Source organism: Streptomyces sp. NBC_00250 (genome assembly GCF_036192275.1).
GTDB lineage: Bacteria > Actinomycetota > Actinomycetes > Streptomycetales > Streptomycetaceae > Streptomyces.
Window position 1 is genome coordinate 3,521,694 of sequence record NZ_CP108088.1, and the last position, 15,707, is coordinate 3,537,400.

18 protein-coding genes are annotated in these 15,707 nt (G+C 71.2%); 9 read left to right on the forward strand and 9 right to left on the reverse strand.

The window, feature by feature from the left end; genetic code table 11:
• Window positions 1-52: 52 nt before the first annotated feature.
• On the forward strand, window positions 53-454 hold the full coding sequence (locus OG259_RS15605) for an SCO4983 family protein (RefSeq protein WP_328942826.1): 402 nt from the start codon (window positions 53-55) through the stop codon (window positions 452-454).
• 47 nt (window positions 455-501) lie between these two features.
• Here the strand turns inward: OG259_RS15605 and OG259_RS15610 are convergent, their stop codons facing one another.
• A complete protein-coding gene (locus OG259_RS15610; protein ID WP_328942827.1) occupies window positions 502-954 on the reverse strand; it encodes a hypothetical protein in 453 nt (150 codons plus the stop codon).
• A 98-nt stretch (window positions 955-1,052) separates the two neighbouring features.
• On the opposite strand from OG259_RS15610, the gene OG259_RS15615 reads away from it, so the two are divergent.
• The 5 genes from OG259_RS15615 to OG259_RS15635 are packed head-to-tail and all read left to right on the forward strand — an operon-like array spanning window position 1,053 to window position 6,510.
• Window positions 1,053-2,183: a hypothetical protein gene (locus OG259_RS15615; RefSeq protein ID WP_328942828.1), complete on the forward strand. Its 1,131-nt coding sequence runs from the start codon at window positions 1,053-1,055 to the stop codon at window positions 2,181-2,183.
• Window positions 2,180-3,409 (forward strand): toxic anion resistance protein, encoded by a 1,230-nt coding sequence (locus OG259_RS15620; protein ID WP_328942829.1) that lies wholly within the window; start codon window positions 2,180-2,182, stop codon window positions 3,407-3,409. Before OG259_RS15615 ends, OG259_RS15620 begins: the two co-directional genes overlap by 4 nt.
• Entirely contained in the window at window positions 3,406-4,989 is a 1,584-nt protein-coding gene (locus OG259_RS15625; protein WP_328942830.1) for a substrate-binding and vWA domain-containing protein, read from the forward strand. The genes OG259_RS15620 and OG259_RS15625 overlap by 4 nt, the downstream gene beginning before the upstream one ends.
• On the forward strand, window positions 4,976-5,566 hold the full coding sequence (locus tag OG259_RS15630; protein ID WP_328942831.1) for a hypothetical protein: 591 nt from the start codon (window positions 4,976-4,978) through the stop codon (window positions 5,564-5,566). Before OG259_RS15625 ends, OG259_RS15630 begins: the two co-directional genes overlap by 14 nt.
• 17 nt (window positions 5,567-5,583) lie before the next feature.
• Window positions 5,584-6,510, forward strand: coding sequence for a poly-gamma-glutamate hydrolase family protein (locus OG259_RS15635; RefSeq protein WP_328942832.1), 927 nt, complete (start codon window positions 5,584-5,586; stop codon window positions 6,508-6,510).
• Window positions 6,511-6,645: 135 nt separating this feature from the next.
• Here OG259_RS15635 and OG259_RS15640 read toward each other — a convergent pair whose 3' ends face one another.
• Entirely contained in the window at window positions 6,646-8,469 is a 1,824-nt protein-coding gene (locus tag OG259_RS15640) for a phosphoenolpyruvate carboxykinase (GTP) (protein WP_328942833.1), read from the reverse strand.
• A 194-nt stretch (window positions 8,470-8,663) separates the two neighbouring features.
• Between OG259_RS15640 and trhA the strand changes: the two genes are divergently transcribed.
• Window positions 8,664-9,365, forward strand: a complete 702-nt coding sequence (trhA, locus tag OG259_RS15645; protein WP_443051973.1) for a PAQR family membrane homeostasis protein TrhA — start codon at window positions 8,664-8,666, stop codon at window positions 9,363-9,365.
• Window positions 9,366-9,391: 26 nt separating this feature from the next.
• On the opposite strand, the gene OG259_RS15650 is transcribed toward trhA, so the two are convergent.
• The 3 genes from OG259_RS15650 to OG259_RS15660 are packed head-to-tail and all read right to left on the reverse strand — an operon-like array spanning window position 9,392 to window position 11,582.
• Window positions 9,392-10,414 (reverse strand): glycoside hydrolase family 26 protein, encoded by a 1,023-nt coding sequence (locus OG259_RS15650; RefSeq protein ID WP_328942834.1) that lies wholly within the window; start codon window positions 10,412-10,414, stop codon window positions 9,392-9,394.
• 1 nt (window position 10,415) lies between these two features.
• The gene (locus OG259_RS15655) at window positions 10,416-11,060 is read right to left on the reverse strand and encodes a vitamin K epoxide reductase family protein (RefSeq protein WP_328942835.1); all 645 of its coding nucleotides are present in this window, start codon (window positions 11,058-11,060) and stop codon (window positions 10,416-10,418) included.
• An 18-nt stretch (window positions 11,061-11,078) separates the two neighbouring features.
• Window positions 11,079-11,582: a DUF5949 family protein gene (locus tag OG259_RS15660; RefSeq protein ID WP_266896012.1), complete on the reverse strand. Its 504-nt coding sequence runs from the start codon at window positions 11,580-11,582 to the stop codon at window positions 11,079-11,081.
• A gap of 157 nt (window positions 11,583-11,739) precedes the next feature.
• Between OG259_RS15660 and OG259_RS15665 the strand changes: the two genes are divergently transcribed.
• Both OG259_RS15665 and OG259_RS15670 read left to right on the forward strand, forming a co-directional pair.
• Window positions 11,740-12,153, forward strand: a complete 414-nt coding sequence (locus tag OG259_RS15665) for a tyrosinase family oxidase copper chaperone (protein ID WP_328942836.1) — start codon at window positions 11,740-11,742, stop codon at window positions 12,151-12,153.
• Window positions 12,137-13,003: a tyrosinase family protein gene (locus tag OG259_RS15670; protein ID WP_328942837.1), complete on the forward strand. Its 867-nt coding sequence runs from the start codon at window positions 12,137-12,139 to the stop codon at window positions 13,001-13,003. The genes OG259_RS15665 and OG259_RS15670 overlap by 17 nt, the downstream gene beginning before the upstream one ends.
• A gap of 69 nt (window positions 13,004-13,072) precedes the next feature.
• Here OG259_RS15670 and OG259_RS15675 read toward each other — a convergent pair whose 3' ends face one another.
• The 4 genes from OG259_RS15675 to OG259_RS15690 all read right to left on the reverse strand — a co-directional run bounded on the left by OG259_RS15675 (window position 13,073) and on the right by OG259_RS15690 (window position 15,664).
• Window positions 13,073-13,354 (reverse strand): chaplin, encoded by a 282-nt coding sequence (locus tag OG259_RS15675; RefSeq protein WP_328942838.1) that lies wholly within the window; start codon window positions 13,352-13,354, stop codon window positions 13,073-13,075.
• 319 nt (window positions 13,355-13,673) lie between these two features.
• Window positions 13,674-14,150: a hypothetical protein gene (locus tag OG259_RS15680; RefSeq protein ID WP_328942839.1), complete on the reverse strand. Its 477-nt coding sequence runs from the start codon at window positions 14,148-14,150 to the stop codon at window positions 13,674-13,676.
• Between the two features lie 151 nt (window positions 14,151-14,301).
• Window positions 14,302-15,138: a hypothetical protein gene (locus tag OG259_RS15685; protein WP_328942840.1), complete on the reverse strand. Its 837-nt coding sequence runs from the start codon at window positions 15,136-15,138 to the stop codon at window positions 14,302-14,304.
• A 244-nt stretch (window positions 15,139-15,382) separates the two neighbouring features.
• Complete coding sequence (locus tag OG259_RS15690) at window positions 15,383-15,664, reverse strand: hypothetical protein (protein ID WP_266896000.1); 282 nt, start codon at window positions 15,662-15,664, stop codon at window positions 15,383-15,385.
• Window positions 15,665-15,707 lie beyond the last annotated feature (43 nt).

Here is a 15,707-nt window from a genome sequence, read left to right on the forward strand (position 1 = left end):
TTTAGACAGAATCTAAGCTAGGATGGCTCCAGAGCACTCAGGAGGCCGTCCCATGTACGAACCGATCCGCACCAAGTCGGTCCACCGGACGGCCGACGACGCCCACGACGCGTACCCGCACCGCTCCCGCGAGGAGGAGCTGGACATCCAGCTCGCCGGACACCTCTCCGCCCTGCTCGCCGTCACCGACGAGCTCGGCGACACGGAGGCCGGTGAACTGATCGCCCGGCAGGTGGCGCGGCTGCGCGGCGCACCGCCCGCGCGGCACGCGGGTCTGCGCGGCTCGTCCGCGCAGGACCTGCACCACAGGGCCCACGCCCTCGCGGGCCGCGCGCTGCTCGTCGCCGCCTCCCGGGCCGACACGGCCGCCGCGATCCTCGCCGCCGAGCGCATGGACGCGCACACCGCGGCGCTGGCCGGGGAAACCACCCTGGCCGCGGCCGGCACCCCCTGACGGCCCCGGTCCGCGCGGCACGAACCGCGCGGACCGGGCGCCACCCACTAAGGGGTGGCCGTCGCCGACGATCCGGTAGTCGACGATCCGGTCGGCGTCGGCTCGGTCGACTCGAACTCGGCCTCGTACACGACGCACCGCGGCGTGCCCTGCCCGTACTCCTCGGCTCCCACGACCGCCGTCCGCCCGGTCGCCCCCCTCGCGAGGTCCTCGACGACCCCGGTGGCCCGCTCGACGGTCTTCTCGCGTTCGTCCTGGAACTCCACCGTCACCGTGTAGGTGCCCTTCCGGGCCGCCTGGCTGGTGACCGACAACTCCGCCACGGGCCGACCGGACACCGGATCGACGGCGCACCGCGCCACCGTCACGTCCTGGGACGGGAACCGCATGTTCTTGTGGTTCTCCCCGACGGCGTACATGTACGCGACGATGCCGCCGATCGGCACCAGCACGACCAGCGAACCCACGACCACCAGCACAACGACCGCCCAGCGCGGCATCCCGTCACCCCCAAACGACGGCCGCCACGGTACATCCTCCTCCGGTTCGGTACCGGGATCGCCCCTTCACTCCCCGTCCACCCAACTCCCCCTGGAATGTGGGTTTCCGCGAGCACGCTGCCCGCGTGAGACGCATCCTGGGAATCGTCCTGGCCGTCCTTCTCCTCGGCGGCGTGGCCACCGTCCTCGTGACGGGCGGCGACAAGGACACAGGCACGGCAACGAAGACCGTGCGAGGAGTCATCGGGTCGGAGAAGGCGGAGTTCTTCACCGACCCTCAGGTGGTGAAGGCCCTCGCCGCGAGGGGCTTCACCGTGGGCACCGAGACCTCCGGGTCCTGGGACATGGAGGAACTGCCCCTCGACGGTTACGACTTCGCCTTCCCGTCCTCCAAGGCGCCGGCCGACGAGCTGCGCGCGAAGGCCGCGAAGAAGGCCAAGGCGACGACCGCCCCGCTGCGACCGTTCTACTCGCCGCTCGTCGTCGTCGCGCACAGCGCCGCCGCCCGGGTCCTCGCCGGGAACGGCCTGGCGACCCTCGGCCCGCGCGGCACCAGCGGCACCCTGAGGATGGACGCCTATCTCGCGGCGGCCCGCGCCGACCGGACCTGGCAGCAGCTCAAGGGCTCCGCCGGGCACGCCGAGCTGAGCGGCACCCTCTTCATCGCCTCCACCGACCCGGTCGCCTCCAACTCGGGCGCCCTCTACCTCGCCGCCGCGAGCTATGTCGCCGACGGCGGGCGGGTCGCGGGCGACAAGGCGGCCGTCACCCGCACGGCCCCGATCCTGCGCAAGCTCGTCCAGGTGCAGGGCGCCCAGCAGTCGAGCTCGGACGCCCCCTTCCGGGACTTCATCAGCGGCGTCGGCAACCCGCTGGTCCTCGTGTACGAGTCCCAGGTCGCCGCCCAGCTCCTGGCAGGCCGCCCGATGGGCGACCTCGTCGTCCTCTACCCGGACACCACGGTGAACAGCGACCACACCCTCGTACCGCTCACCGAGAACGGCCGGGCGCTCGGCGAACTCCTCGCCACCGACCCCGAGTTGCGCAAGCTCGCGGTCCGCCACGGCTTCCGCCCGCAGGGCGCGGCGAGCGAGTTCACCACCGCGACCCAGAGCCACACCGCCTACCTCAACCAGACGCTGACCGGAGTCCGCCAGGCGCCCGTGCCCACCAGCAGGGTGCTGCACGAGATGGCCCTGCGGGCCCGTGACCAGGGGGACGCCGCATGACCACGCCCGAGGATCCGAGAAGGACGATGGCCCTGACACCTCCCGAGCACGACACCCCGCTGGTCCTGACCCCGCCCGAGCCCGTGCCGGCGGTCCGCGCCGAGCAGGCCTCCGGCCTGGTCCCGCTGGACGAGTCGACCCGTACGGAGATGTCACGGCGGGCCGCCGAGTACATCGGCTCGCTCGAAGGGCTCGACCCGCGCTCCCCCGACTTCGCGGGCCGCATCGGCGAGATCGCGGCGCTCGGCGCGGGCGAGATGCGCTCCGCGGCCCAGCAGTCCAACCGCATGCTCGACCGTACGATCCGCTCGCTCGGCTCCGGCGGGTCCGGCCCCTCCGGCGGCGACGCCCAGTCCCGGGTCGGCTCGTCCCTCGTCGAACTCCGGCGCACGATCGAGGACCTGGACCCCAGGGAGACTCCCGGCAGGGGCATCAAGGGGCTGCTCTCGAAGCTCCCGGGCGGCAACCGACTGCGCGACCACGTCGCCAAGTACGCCTCCTCGCAGGCCGCCCTGAACCGGATCGTCGGTTCCCTGCGCGGCGGCCAGGACGAACTGCGGCGCGACAACGCCGCGTTGCAGACCGAGCGGGCCCGGCTCTGGGAGACCATGGGCAAGCTCCAGGAGTACGCGGTGCTCACCGACGCCCTCGACGCGGCCGTGGAGGAGCGCATCGCCGCCACGTACGACCCGGCGCAGGCGGACGCGCTGCGCGCGGACGTCCTCTTCCCGGTCCGACAGAAGCACCAGGACCTGCTGACCCAACTCGCGGTCTGCGCCCAGGGATATCTGGCGATGGACGTGGTCCGACGCAACAACGACGAGCTGATCAAGGGCGTGGACCGGACTGCGACCACGACCGTGTCGGCGCTGCGGATCGCGGTGATGCTCGCCTCCGCGCTCGAGAGCCAGCGGAAGGTCACCGAGCAGGTGAACGTGCTGCGCTCGACGACCGAGGACCTGATCCGCGGCAACGCCGAGATGCTCGCCACCCAGGCCGGCGAGATCCAGCGGATCGCGGCGGACCCGGCGGTCGGCGCTGAGACGCTCCGCACGGCGTTCCAGCAGATCTACCGGACCCTCGACGCCATCGACACGTACAAGGTGCAGGCAACGGAGTCGATGGCGGCGACGGTCGAGTCGCTGACCGCCGAACTCCAGGAGGCGAGCGCCCACTTGGCCCGCAGTCGCCGCACCGGCGCGCTGGAGGGTGGCGGCCTCGCATGACGACCCGCACCCGCACGCGCCCCCTGGCCCGGACCCTCGCCGCCCTGGCCCTCGCCCTCGTCGCCACCGCCTGCACGGGCGGGGACGGCGGCGGCGACCGCCCCGACGAACGGGGCCAGGAAGCCGCTCCCGGCACCCTCCGGGTCCTCGCCTCCTCCGAGCTGGCCGACATGGCCCCGGTCCTCGAAGCGGCCCGCAAGGCGACCGGCGTCACCGTGCGCCCCACCTACGCCGGCACCCTCGACGCCGTCGAGCGGATCGCGTCCGGCCAGGCGGAGAAGGAGTACGACGCGGTCTGGCTCTCCTCCAACGACTATCTGCGGCTCCGCCCGGACACCGCCCGGAAGATCACCGGCGAGACGCCGGTGATGGCCTCGCCCGTGGCCCTGGGGGTACGGCCCGAGGTCGTCTCCCGGCTCGGCTGGGACCCGGCGAAGGTCACCTGGTCGCAGCTGCACCGGGCGGTCGCCGACGGGAAGCTGACGTACGGCATGACCGACCCGATGCGCTCCAACTCCGGCTTCTCCGCGCTGGTCTCGGTCGCCTCCGGTCTCTCCGGAGCCCAGTCGGCGCTCACCGAACGGGACGTCACCAAGGCCACCCCGCGGCTCAAGGAGTTCTTCACGGGCCAGAAGCTGACCTCGGGCTCCTCCGGCTGGCTCGCCAGCGCCTACGCCCGCCGCACCGACGTCGACGCGCTCGTCAACTACGAGTCCGTCCTGCTGTCCGCTCCCGGCGAGCTGACCGTGATCCGGCCGTCCGACGGTGTCGTGACCGCCGACTACCCGTTCACCCTGCTCACCTCGGCCGGCCCCGAGGCGAAGGCGGCGGCCGGCCGCCTCACCACGTATCTGCGCACCCCGGACGCCCAGCGGCAGATCACGGAGACGACCCTGCGCCGTCCCGTGGTCCCCGGGGTCCGTCCGGCGTCGGCGCTCGCCCGGGACCCGCGGCGCGAGCTGCCGTTCCCCGGCAGCCGGAAGGTGGCGGACGGGCTCCTCGACGCGTACGACAACACCCTGCGCAGGCCCTCCCGCACGGTGTACGTGCTCGACACCTCGGGTTCGATGAGCGGCGAACGGCTCGAACGGCTCAAGACGGCCCTGGCCGAGCTGACCGGTGACTTCCGGGACCGGGAGGAGGTCACCCTGATGCCCTTCGGTTCCACGGTGAAGGAGAGCGAGGTCCGCACGCACACGGTCGACCCGGCCTCGCCGCAGGCCGCGCTCGACGCGATCAAGGGTGACGCGCGGAAGCTCTCGGCCTTCGGCGGCACGGCGATCTACTCCAGCGTCCAGGAGGCGTACCGCTTCCTGGGGAGGACGCCCGGCGACACGTTCACCTCGATCGTCCTCATGACGGACGGCGAGAACACCGACGGCGACCCGGCCGCCGCGTTCGACTCGTTCTACCGCTCCCTGCCCGCCGCGCAGCAGCGCACCCCGGTCTTCCCGATCCTCTTCGGGGACTCCGACCGCGGCGAGCTCGACCACATCGCGAGCCTGACCGGCGGCAAGCTCTTCGACGCCAACCAGGGTTCGCTGGACGGCGCCTTCGAGGAGATCCGTGGCTACCAGTAACCCGCTGCTGCGGTACGCGGAGTCCCGCAAGAACCTCACCGGCAGCCTCTGCGGCCTCGCCGGGGTGGGCATCGCCCTCACCGGGGCCGCGGGCGCCCTCTGGCCCCTGGTGGTGGCCGGCCTGTACGCGGCGGGGGCGCTGATCGCCCCGCCCGAGCGGCCCGCGACCCCGGAGTTCGCCGACTCCGGGGATCGACTGGACGGCGTCCGCACCGACTTCACGACCCTGCGCGCGTACCTCGCGGAGGTCGAACTGCCGTCCGCCGCACAGGGCCTGCTCACCGAGCTGGACTCCCTGGTCGAAGCCCTGCTCGAACCGGGCTGGGTGACGGACCCGGAGCACCTGCACGTGCTGGCCCGCGCGGTCCGCCAGGACGTCCCGGAGGCCGTCGACACCTTCGTACGGACCCGGTGGTGGTCCCGGGTCACCCCGGGCACGGAGCCGCCGGAGCGCCATCTGGAGCGGCAACTGTCCGCGCTGCGCGAGGAGATGACCGCCATCGCCACCGCGCTCCAGCAGGCGGAGGCGATCCGCCAGGAGATCCACACCCGCTATCTCGAAGAACGCGGCCGTTGATCGGTTAGGTTCCGCCCATGACATTCTCCGACCGCATCGCGTCCCGTCGTACCGTCCTGACCGCTCTGGCCGCCGCAGCTACGGCGGGTGCCCCGCTGGCCGGCCAGCTCGCCACCGCCGCACCGGCGTTCGCCACCGGCGAGAACGACGTCTACGACTCCAACACGGACCTCTACACGAGCACGAAGGACCCCGTCGTGGAGGGCACGGACTACGGCCGCCGTTCGCGACGCCATGAGCAGTTCGACGGCTATCTGTCCAAGAAGGGCGTCTACACCCAGCGGACGGCGATCATGGCCATCCACGGGGGCCAGATCGAGAGAGGCACGTCCGAACTCTGTCTGGCCATAGCGGGGTACGACCCGTCGGACGCGAACAAGGCGGCCCTGCTGCCCGCCGTCCACGACTACTGGATGTTCGAGGGCATGCGCTCCGAGAACAACCGCGATCTGCACGTCACCTCGGTGAACTGCGACGACCACGTCGCGAAGGTGCTGGCCGCGAGCCATCTGAACGTGCTGAGCCTGCACGGCTGCCAGTACAGCCAGCTCGGCATGCCCGACACCATGATCTGGCCCTCGCAGGCGGACCCGAAGCTGGTCGTCGTGGGCGGCCTGAACAAGACGTTCCGTGACGCGCTCACGTACGAGCTGAACGCGGCTGGTTTCCCCGCGGTCGACGCGCTCTCCGACCCGTACAAGGAGAACCTCGCGGACTTCGCGGGCGCGGCCACGAAGAACATCTGCAATCGGACGATGACCGGCGCGGGCGCCCAGCTGGAGATCACCGAGGACATGCGCCGTTCGCTCTTCGGCCCCCAGGTGACGGACTTCGACTGGAAGAGCGGCCGGATCGCGACCTGGAACAACCCCCGGTTCCTCGCCTTCCGCGACGCGTGCCGGCGTGCGATCGCGACCGTGGAGGCCGGTCAGCCGATCCTCTGACCGGAACGCCTGCGGACATGCGCCGGCCCCCGGAGCCTGAGGGGGCGCCGGGGGCCGGTTGCGTCGTGGTGAGCCGTCGTGACCCCACTGGTCAGGGCGGTATCTCGGGGCAACCCACCACGAGTCTCGAAGGGACTAGCCGAGGCGCTCCACGAGCGCGTTGTACTGGTCCCACAGCTCCTTCGGCGTGTGGTCGCCGAAGGTGTTCAGGTGGTCGGGGACGAGGGCGGCCTCTTCGCGCCACACGTCGCGGTCGACCTTGAGGAGGAACTCAAGGTCCTCGGCCGGCAGGTCGAGGCCCTCGGTGTCGAGGGACTCCGGGGTCGGCAGGATGCCGATCGGGGTCTCGACGCCCTCGGCCTTGCCCTCCAGGCGCTCGACGATCCACTTGAGGACGCGGCTGTTCTCACCGAAGCCGGGCCAGACGAACTTGCCGGCCTCGTTCTTGCGGAACCAGTTCACGTAGTAGATCTTCGGGAGCTTCGCGGCGTCCGCGTTCGCCCCGACCTTGACCCAGTGGGCCATGTAGTCGCCCATGTTGTAGCCGCAGAACGGCAGCATGGCGAAGGGGTCGCGGCGCAGCTCGCCGACCTTGCCCTCGGCGGCGGCGGTCTTCTCGGAGGCGACGTTCGCACCGAGGAAGACGCCGTGGTTCCAGTCGAAGGACTCGGTGACCAGCGGGACGGCGGAGGCGCGGCGGCCGCCGAAGAGGATCGCCGAGATCGGCACGCCCTTCGGGTCCTCCCACTCCGGCGCGATGATCGGGCACTGCCCGGCCGGCACGGTGAAGCGGGCGTTCGGGTGGGCGGCGGGCGTCTCGGACGCGGGCGTCCAGTCGTTGCCCTTCCAGTCCGTGAGGTGCGCGGGGGCCGTCTCGGTCATCCCCTCCCACCAGACGTCGCCGTCGTCCGTGAGGGCGACGTTGGTGAAGACGGAGTTGCCCCACATGGTCTTCATGGCGTTGGCGTTGGTGTGCTCGCCGGTGCCGGGCGCGACGCCGAAGAAGCCGGCCTCGGGGTTGATCGCGTACAGACGGCCGTCCTCGCCGAAGCGCATCCAGGCGATGTCGTCACCGATGGTCTCGACGGTCCAGCCGGAGATCGTGGGCTCCAGCATGGCCAGGTTCGTCTTGCCGCAGGCGGACGGGAACGCGGCCGCGACGTACTTCGCCTCGCCCTGCGGCGGGGTGAGCTTGAGGATCAGCATGTGCTCGGCGAGCCATCCCTCGTCACGGGCCATGACGGAGGCGATGCGGAGCGCGTAGCACTTCTTGCCGAGCAGGGCGTTGCCGCCGTAGCCGGAGCCGTACGACCAGATCTCGCGGCTCTCGGGGAAGTGCGAGATGTACTTGGTGGAGTTGCAGGGCCACGGCACGTCCTCCTGGCCCTCCTCCAGGGGGGCGCCGAGGGTGTGGACGGCCTTGACGAAGAAGCCGTCGGTGCCGAGCTCGTCGAGGACGGCCTGTCCCATGCGGGTCATGGTGCGCATGGAGACGGCGACGTACGCGGAGTCGGTGATCTCGACGCCGATGGCGGAGAGCGGGGAGCCGACCGGGCCCATGCAGAAGGGCACGACGTACATGGTGCGGCCACGCATCGAGCCGCGGAAGATGCCCTTCTCGCCTGCGAAGAGATCCTTCATCTCCGCCGGGGCCTTCCAGTGGTTGGTCGGGCCCGCGTCCTCCTCCTTCTCGGAGCAGATGAAGGTCCGGTCCTCGACGCGCGCGACGTCGGTCGGGTCGGAGGCCGCGTAGTACGAGTTCGGGCGCTTCACCGGGTCGAGCTTGGTGAAGGTTCCCTTGGCGACGAGCTCCTCGCAGAGGCGCTCGTACTCGGCCTCGGAGCCGTCGCACCAGACGATGTTGTCCGGCTGGGTGATCTCCGCGATCTCGTTCACCCAGGAGACGAGCCCCTGGTGCTGGGTCGGAAGGGTCTGGGGAGCCGCGTTGTCGCGCGCCACGATTGCTCCTTGTAGAGGGGTTTTTTGGTGTGTGCCCCGTGGGGGCCGCGACCCGGATGCTTCGTAGCTGCTCATCCGGTGCCGACCGCACTCATTTGATCATCCGACGGAACCGCCCATATGTCCAGGGGTCCGCCCACGTGAGCATCGCCACTCATATCCGGGACCTACGGTGCCGTCGGTACGATTCCGCCATGACTGCAGCCACGCCGGAAGTGACCCCGATCGATCCGGCTCCGATGGGGCAGCCCCCGTCACTCCCGGTGAAGCCCCGGCTCAGAGGGTGGCTGCACGCGGGCATGTTCCCGGCCGTGATCGTCGCCGGCCTCGTCCTGGTCGCCCTCTCCGACTCGCCCCGCGCCCGTATCGCCTGCGGCGTCTACGTCCTCACCGCCTGCCTGCTCTTCGGCATCAGCGCGCTGTACCACCGCGGGAACTGGGGCCCGCGCGGCGAGGCCGTGCTCCGGCGCCTCGACCACGCCAACATCTTCCTGATCATCGCGGGCACCTACACCCCGCTGACGCTGCTGCTCCTCCCCGATTCCACCGGCCGGCCGCTCATGTGGGCGGTCTGGGCGGCGGCCACCGCCGGCATCGCCTTCCGGGTCTTCTGGGTCGGCGCCCCGCGCTGGCTGTACACGCCCTGCTACATCGCCATGGGCTGGGCCGCGGTCTTCTTCCTGCCCGACTTCATGCGCGCGGGCGGCATCGCCGTCCTCGTCCTCGTCATCGTCGGCGGACTGCTCTACAGCGCGGGCGGGGTCATCTACGGCATCAAGCGCCCGAACCCCTCACCGCGCTGGTTCGGCTTCCACGAGGTCTTCCACTCGCTGACCCTGGCCGCCTTCATCGTCCACTACGTCGGCATCTCCCTGGTGGCCTACCAGCACGCGTGACCGTGGCGGGCGCCCGCCCGGCCCCCTCAGGGCCCGGGCGGCGCCCCCAGCGCCTTCCGCACCACCCGCGCCGACTCCGGATTGTCGGCACACCCCCACACGCCGTGCGGGCAGTAGTCGGTCACCGTCTGGTAGACGGGCCGGTGCGTCGCGAACCAGTCGAGCATCCCCCGGACGTACGCCGGGTTGTCGCCGTTGCGGAAGAGCCCCCACTCCGGGTACGAGACCGGCTTGCCGTGCGCCGCCGCGAACCGGACGTGGTGTTCCAGCCCGTACTCCTCGGCCACCTGGTCCTCGAAGGCGAGCCCCGCCGGCTGGTCGTACGCGTCCATCCCGATGATGTCGACGACGTCGTCCCCCGGGTAGCAGCGCGGCCACTCCACGGCGTCCCGCCCCCGGCTCGGGGTGAAATCGAAGCGGAACCGCTGCCCCGCCACCCCCCGCAGCACCTCGACCACCCGGCGCCAGTACGCCTTCCAGGCCTCCGGGTCCGGTCCGCAGCGATGGCTGTACGTGGTGCCGTTCATCTCCCAGCCCAGCACCAGGACCGCGTCCCCGAGGCCGTGCTCCACGAGCCGCTCCCCCAGGACCCGGAAGTGCCCGTCGAAGGAGCCCGCCGCGCCGGCGCGCAGCCCCGTCCGCACCTCGGCGTCCGTCAGCCCGGCCTCGCTGCGGTCCATCATCGGCACGTTGAGCACGAAGAGCCGCCCCGGCCGCGCCTCCTTCCAGCGCGCCCAGGGCCCGAAGAGCGCCGGATGGCCCTCGATGTTGGACCAGCGGTCGCCCGGCAGATAGGTGTGCCCGACGGTCAGCGACTCGCCGCCGAGCCAGGCCTGCGCCTGGGCGATCCTGCGCACCCCGGTCTCGTCGGAGCCGGTGAAGAAACCCGAGGGCACCCCGGGCAGCGGCGCCGGATCCGTTTCGGGCGCGGCGCGGGTCCCGGTGTGCCGGTCACCCGGCGCGATCCGGTCGTAGGGAAGCAGGAGCACGAGAACGGCCGCGAGCAGCACGGTCGGTGCCACTCGCGGCCATCGGAGGAGGGGGTTCACGTCAGCTCGTCCAGAATTCCCACCACCGGGTCAGGATCAGCATCCCGATGATCCCGATGTGCAGGACGGGCAGGGCGAACGTGAACTCGCCGAGGAAGGTCCGCACTCCCGCCGGGGCGGGGATCACCCCGTGGCGGACGTTGTGCGCGGTGACGTACCAGAACATGACGATGGTGGCGACCCAGGCCAGGCAGCACCACAGACAGAGCGCGTTGATCTCGTACAGCGACTGGTACATCAGCCAGGTGCAGAACCCGACGCCGAAGAGCATCCCGGCGTTGAGGCCGAGCCAGAGCCAGCCCCGGTAGCGCGCCCCGGCGAGCAGCCCGGCGCCGAGGGCGACGACGACGGCGTACGTGACGAGCCCGAGCATCGGGTTGGGGAAGCCGAAGACCCCAGCCTGCTCGCTCTTCATGATGTTGCCGCAGGAGACGACCGGGTTGAGGCTGCACCCGGGCTGGAAGCCGGGGTCCTCCAGAAGGAGGAACTTGTCGATCGTGATCACCCAGCCGGACAGCACGCCCGCCGCCCCGGTGATCATCAGCAGCCAGGCGAAGGCCCGGCTGCCGCCGATCGTCCCCGCGGTCTCCCGGGAGGACTCGTGCCGCTGCTCCGGCACCCCGCCCCGTACGTTCACCGTCGCCATGACGCGACCCCTTCCCGCTCAGCCCTGCAGGCGCCGGACCGGCATCAGGACGTGGGCGCTCTCCTTGAGCATCTCCTCGTCGGAGACGAAGGCACGCAGCTTCGCCTCGTCGACCGGCTGTCCGGGGACGGCCTCGGGCCAGGGCCGCACGGAGCAGATGAGGTAGACCTGGCCCCGCTCGCGGGCGGCCTCCTGCCACTCGTCGGGCACCGGGCACTGCACCTTCAGGAAGGGCAGGTTGAGGACTGCTGAGCCGCCCTCGACGAGCAGCGAGGCGGTGATCCCGGCGTCCTTGTCCAGGTCGAAGAGCCGGTCGCCGACCGAGAGACCCATGGTCTCCAGGGCCGTCCGCATGGCCTGCTGACCGGCCTCCGGCCCGTCCCGGCCGTCGCCGAGCGAGTACGCCATGAGGAACGGCGTACCGGCCGAGTCGGCGGAGGGCTCGCTGGCCCACGGAATCACCGTGAGCGTTCCCAGCGGGGAGGCGCTGCGCGCCGAGGAAACGACGTTGGAAGTGGTCATGAATCGGATGCTAGTGCTCCAACCACCCTTTCCCCGCGCCGTTTTCACTCGAACGGCCGACATTCACGCCGCTGGCATTTCCGGCGCAACGAACCCGGGTTTTCATCGTTGTGCCCTGAGGGCATTCGCCGATACGCCGACCCCGAGGAGATCAATCATGATCGTCCCGCGCCGCGTCGCACTACGGTCCCTCTTCGCGCTGACCGTCACCGCGTTCACGGGTGGCGCTCTCGGCCGCATCGCGACCCGCCCGCCGTCCGGAAAGCGCTCGGAAGGCGCGCGCGACCCGCACGCCTTCGACGAGATGTACGGGGGCCGCCGCATCCTGGGCTTCTCGGGCCCCGAGGGCGAGCCGGTGGCCCTCGTCGACGGCCGGCCGCTGCATCTGATGCGCTGCGCCGACGGCGGTTACGTCACCCCGATCGACCACTACGAGTCCTGCCCGACGCCACTGGCGGCCGTCCGCGCGGCCGTGGACGAGCTGGGCGCCGCCCGGCTCTCCCCGCTCGCCGCCGCCCATGGCGTCCACACCGACCCGACGGGAGGGAGCCCGCGTGGTGTACACGCGTAAGAACCAGCGCGATCTGACCGGCGCCGAGCGCCGGAAGTTCGTCGCCGCCGTCCTGGAGCTCAAGCGCACGGGGGCGTACGACCGCTTCGTCCGCACCCACATCGACCACTACACGGCCGACGGGGAGGGACGCCTCCGGGTCGCCCACATGACGCCGAGCTTCCTGCCCTGGCACCGCAAGTTCCTGCTGGAGTTCGAGACTGCGCTGCGGCGGATCGACCCGACGGTCTCCGTGCCGTACTGGGACTGGACCCGCGACAACAGTCCGGCGTCGTCGATCTGGGGCGAGGACTTCCTGGGCGGCAACGGGCGCCGGGCCGACCTCCAGGTCATGACCGGCCCCTTCGCCCACTCCTCGGGACGCTGGAAGATCACCCAGTCGATGACCGAGGAACGCTTCCTGACCAGGGACTTCGGCCGGCCCCGCGACCCGATCGCCCTCCCGACACAGGCCCAGGTCGACGAGGTGATGCGGGAGCGGGCGTACGACGTGACGCCCTGGAACTCGACGAGTGGCGCCGGCTTCCGGAACCGTCTGGAGGGCTGGGCGCCGGGCCGGGGCAACGAGCGGTTCCGCATCCACAACCGGGTGCACCGCTGGGTCGGCGGTCTGATGCTGGGCGGCGGTTCCGTGAACGACCCGGTGTTCTGGCTGCACCACTCCTTCGTCGACCTGCTCTGGTCCCGCTGGCAGCAGCGCAACCCGGGGGCCGCGTACCTCCCCGCCGAGCCGCCGCCGCTCGGGGACGCGCAGTACCGCAAGGTCGTCGCCCGGCACGAGCCGATGGCGCCGTGGGGAGTGACCCCGGCGTCGATGTTCGACCACAGCCGGATCTACACCTACGTCTGAGCGTCCCGGCCCCGGACGTACGTGTCCCCCCGGCCCGGTGGGTCGGGGGGACACGGTCGTTACGGGCGATCAGCCGCCGTAGCCGCCGTCGTCGTGGCCGTGGCCGTGGCCGTCGGCGTTGACGCAGGTGTTGCCGAACGCCGGGTTCAGCAGGCCGATGACGCTGACGGTGTTGCCGCAGAGGTTGACCGGAACGTGGACCGGGACCTGGACGACGTTGCCGGAGGCGACACCGGGCGAGTGGGCGGCGACGGCCTCGGCGCCCGAGTCGGCGACGGCCAGGCCGGCTCCGCTGAGGGCAACGGCACCCGTGCCGGCGAGAACAGCGGCAGCCTTCGCGATGCGAGACATCAAGAACTCCTTGGACGTGGAAAGCGACCGCAGGAATCACGGCCGTCTTCCCCGTTCAACGTCGTGCGGCGGACCGGGTCACGGCCGTTGGGCCGAAAGGGAGGAAGGAAAACCGAAAAATGGCCCGCGGGCCGAGAACCGTCCGCCGCCGGATACGGCGGGACGGCCTCGGTCCGCGGGCCGTGGCCATGCGACAAGCCTCTTCTTGCAACGAACGACGGCCCTTCCGGTGGCGGGGAAGAATCGTGTCTTCACCCACCGGGACGCCATTCGCGCAAAAGAACGAGAAAGGGGGAACGCCCTTTCGCCCGCCGTTACGTCAGTGCGCCTCGGGCGCCAGACCGAGCTGGGAGTCCAGCGCGCCGCTCACCATCGGGGGGAGCAGGCCGACCCGGGGCTTCGCGAGGTCCGGCAGACCCGCGAGCCCGTTGCCCTCGGGCGCGACCACCGGGTTGCCGACGACGGCTCCCGGGGTGGCCGCCGCCATCTCCGAGTGCGGGGTGGCGAAGAGGGCACGGCCCGGCTCGCTGCCCTTCAGGACCTCGGGCAGCGGGGCGTCCACCACGGTCGCGGGGAGGGTGCCGGTGAGCGGCACGCTGGGCAGGGCGAGGTCGGGCAGCGAACCGAGGCCCTTCTGGAAGCCGGTGGGCGCACCGGGCATCGGGACGGGTACGCCGGTGGCCACGGCCGGGGCGTCCATCGGGAGCACCGGCTCGAGCCCCTGGAGGGGGACGATCACCGGCGCCTCGACGGCCGAGGCCGGGGCGGCCAGGGCGGCGGAGGCGAATGCGGTCATGAGGAGTCCCATGCCGGCGTGAGAGCGCAGAGTCATGTTCTGACAACGAGACCTTCGGGGGAACGTCGCGGAACTCCCCCGTGTGCAGCAACAGGTGGGCCCTCACCGGTGAAGGTGAGGGCCCCTGTTGACGTTTCGCCGGTGTACGGCGTCAGTGGCGGCGGGAGATCCGGCCACCGCGGAGGTAGACGACGGTGCCGCCGATGATCAGTGCGGCGCTGATCGCGGCCGCACCCATGAGCGCGGTCTCGCTACCCGTGTGGGGGAGCTCGGGCGGGGTGGTCGGCGGGTGCGTCGGGGGATGCGTGGTCGGGTGCGTGGTCGGGGGATGCGTGGTCGGGGGATGCGTCGTCGGCGGGTGCGTGGTCGGCGGGTGCGTCGGAGGATGCGTCGTCGGCGGGTGCGTCGTCGGCGGGTGCGTCGGAGGATGCGTCGTCGGCGGGTGCGTCGGAGGATGCGTCGTCGGCGGGTGCGTCGTCGGCGGATGCGTCGGAGGATGCGTCGTCGGCGGGTGCGTCGTCGGCGGATGCGTCGGAGGATGCGTCGTCGGCGGGTGCGTCGGCGGGTGCGTCGTCGGCGGGTGCGTCGGCGGGTGCGTCGTCGGCGGGTGCGTCGTCGGCGGGTGCGTCGGCGGGTGCGTCGTCGGCGGGTGCGTCGGCGGGTGCGTCGTCGGCGGATGCGTGGGTTCACCCGGATGAGTCGGCTCGCCGGGGTGCGTGGGTTCACCCGGCTCGTCGCCGTAGCCGCCGGGACCCTCCGCCTGGGCGCAGAGGTCGCCGACGGCCTCGGCGACGAAACCGCCGAGATTCATGCTCTCGCCACAGACGTCCGCCGGCAGGGGAGCCTGGACATGACCGGGGGAGCCGGGGCCGGGACCGTCGCCCGTACCGGCATGGGAACCCGCGGCCAGGGCGAATCCGCCGCTCAGCGACAGGATGCCGGTCGCTGCCGCCGCGGTGAGTACTTTTCTACTGATGATGGACCGCATACCGCTCTTCCTCTGGAGAAAGGGAGAGACCGGCGAGGATCCCCCCTCGCTCCGACCGGCCTGATCCACGCCGACGTTCGCGTGGGACTGGCCAGAGGGTATGGGTCGGCGAACCCCGTGCAACGGGGGCCACACGGCAGCTGATCAGAAAATCATTCGATCAGCCGACCGTGGGAAACGACGGAACGGAACCCGCCGCAAGTGCCCGGAAAGGCAGTGTTGCTGATGAGAGGTCAGGCTGTGGTCAGCCACCCACCGGCAGACCACCGGGGACCGGCAGGCCACCGAGCAGCGGGGCGCCCTTGGTGGTGTCGTTCAGCTTGGTCGCGGTGTCCGTGACGGTCTTGACCGGGGAGCCGTCCGTGGTGCTGCTCAGCACATCCGACTTCAGCCCATTGGCGGCGATCGCTTCGAGGCCACCGTTCAGGCTGGTGGGGGTCAGCGCCTCCGTGGCCATGGCGGGCGCGGCAGCGCCAAGGGCCATCAGCGAACCGGCGACAACCGCGGCGACCTTGGTGGGCTTCATGAATGAATCCTTCCTCTGTACTTTCAAGTCACTTACTGCACAG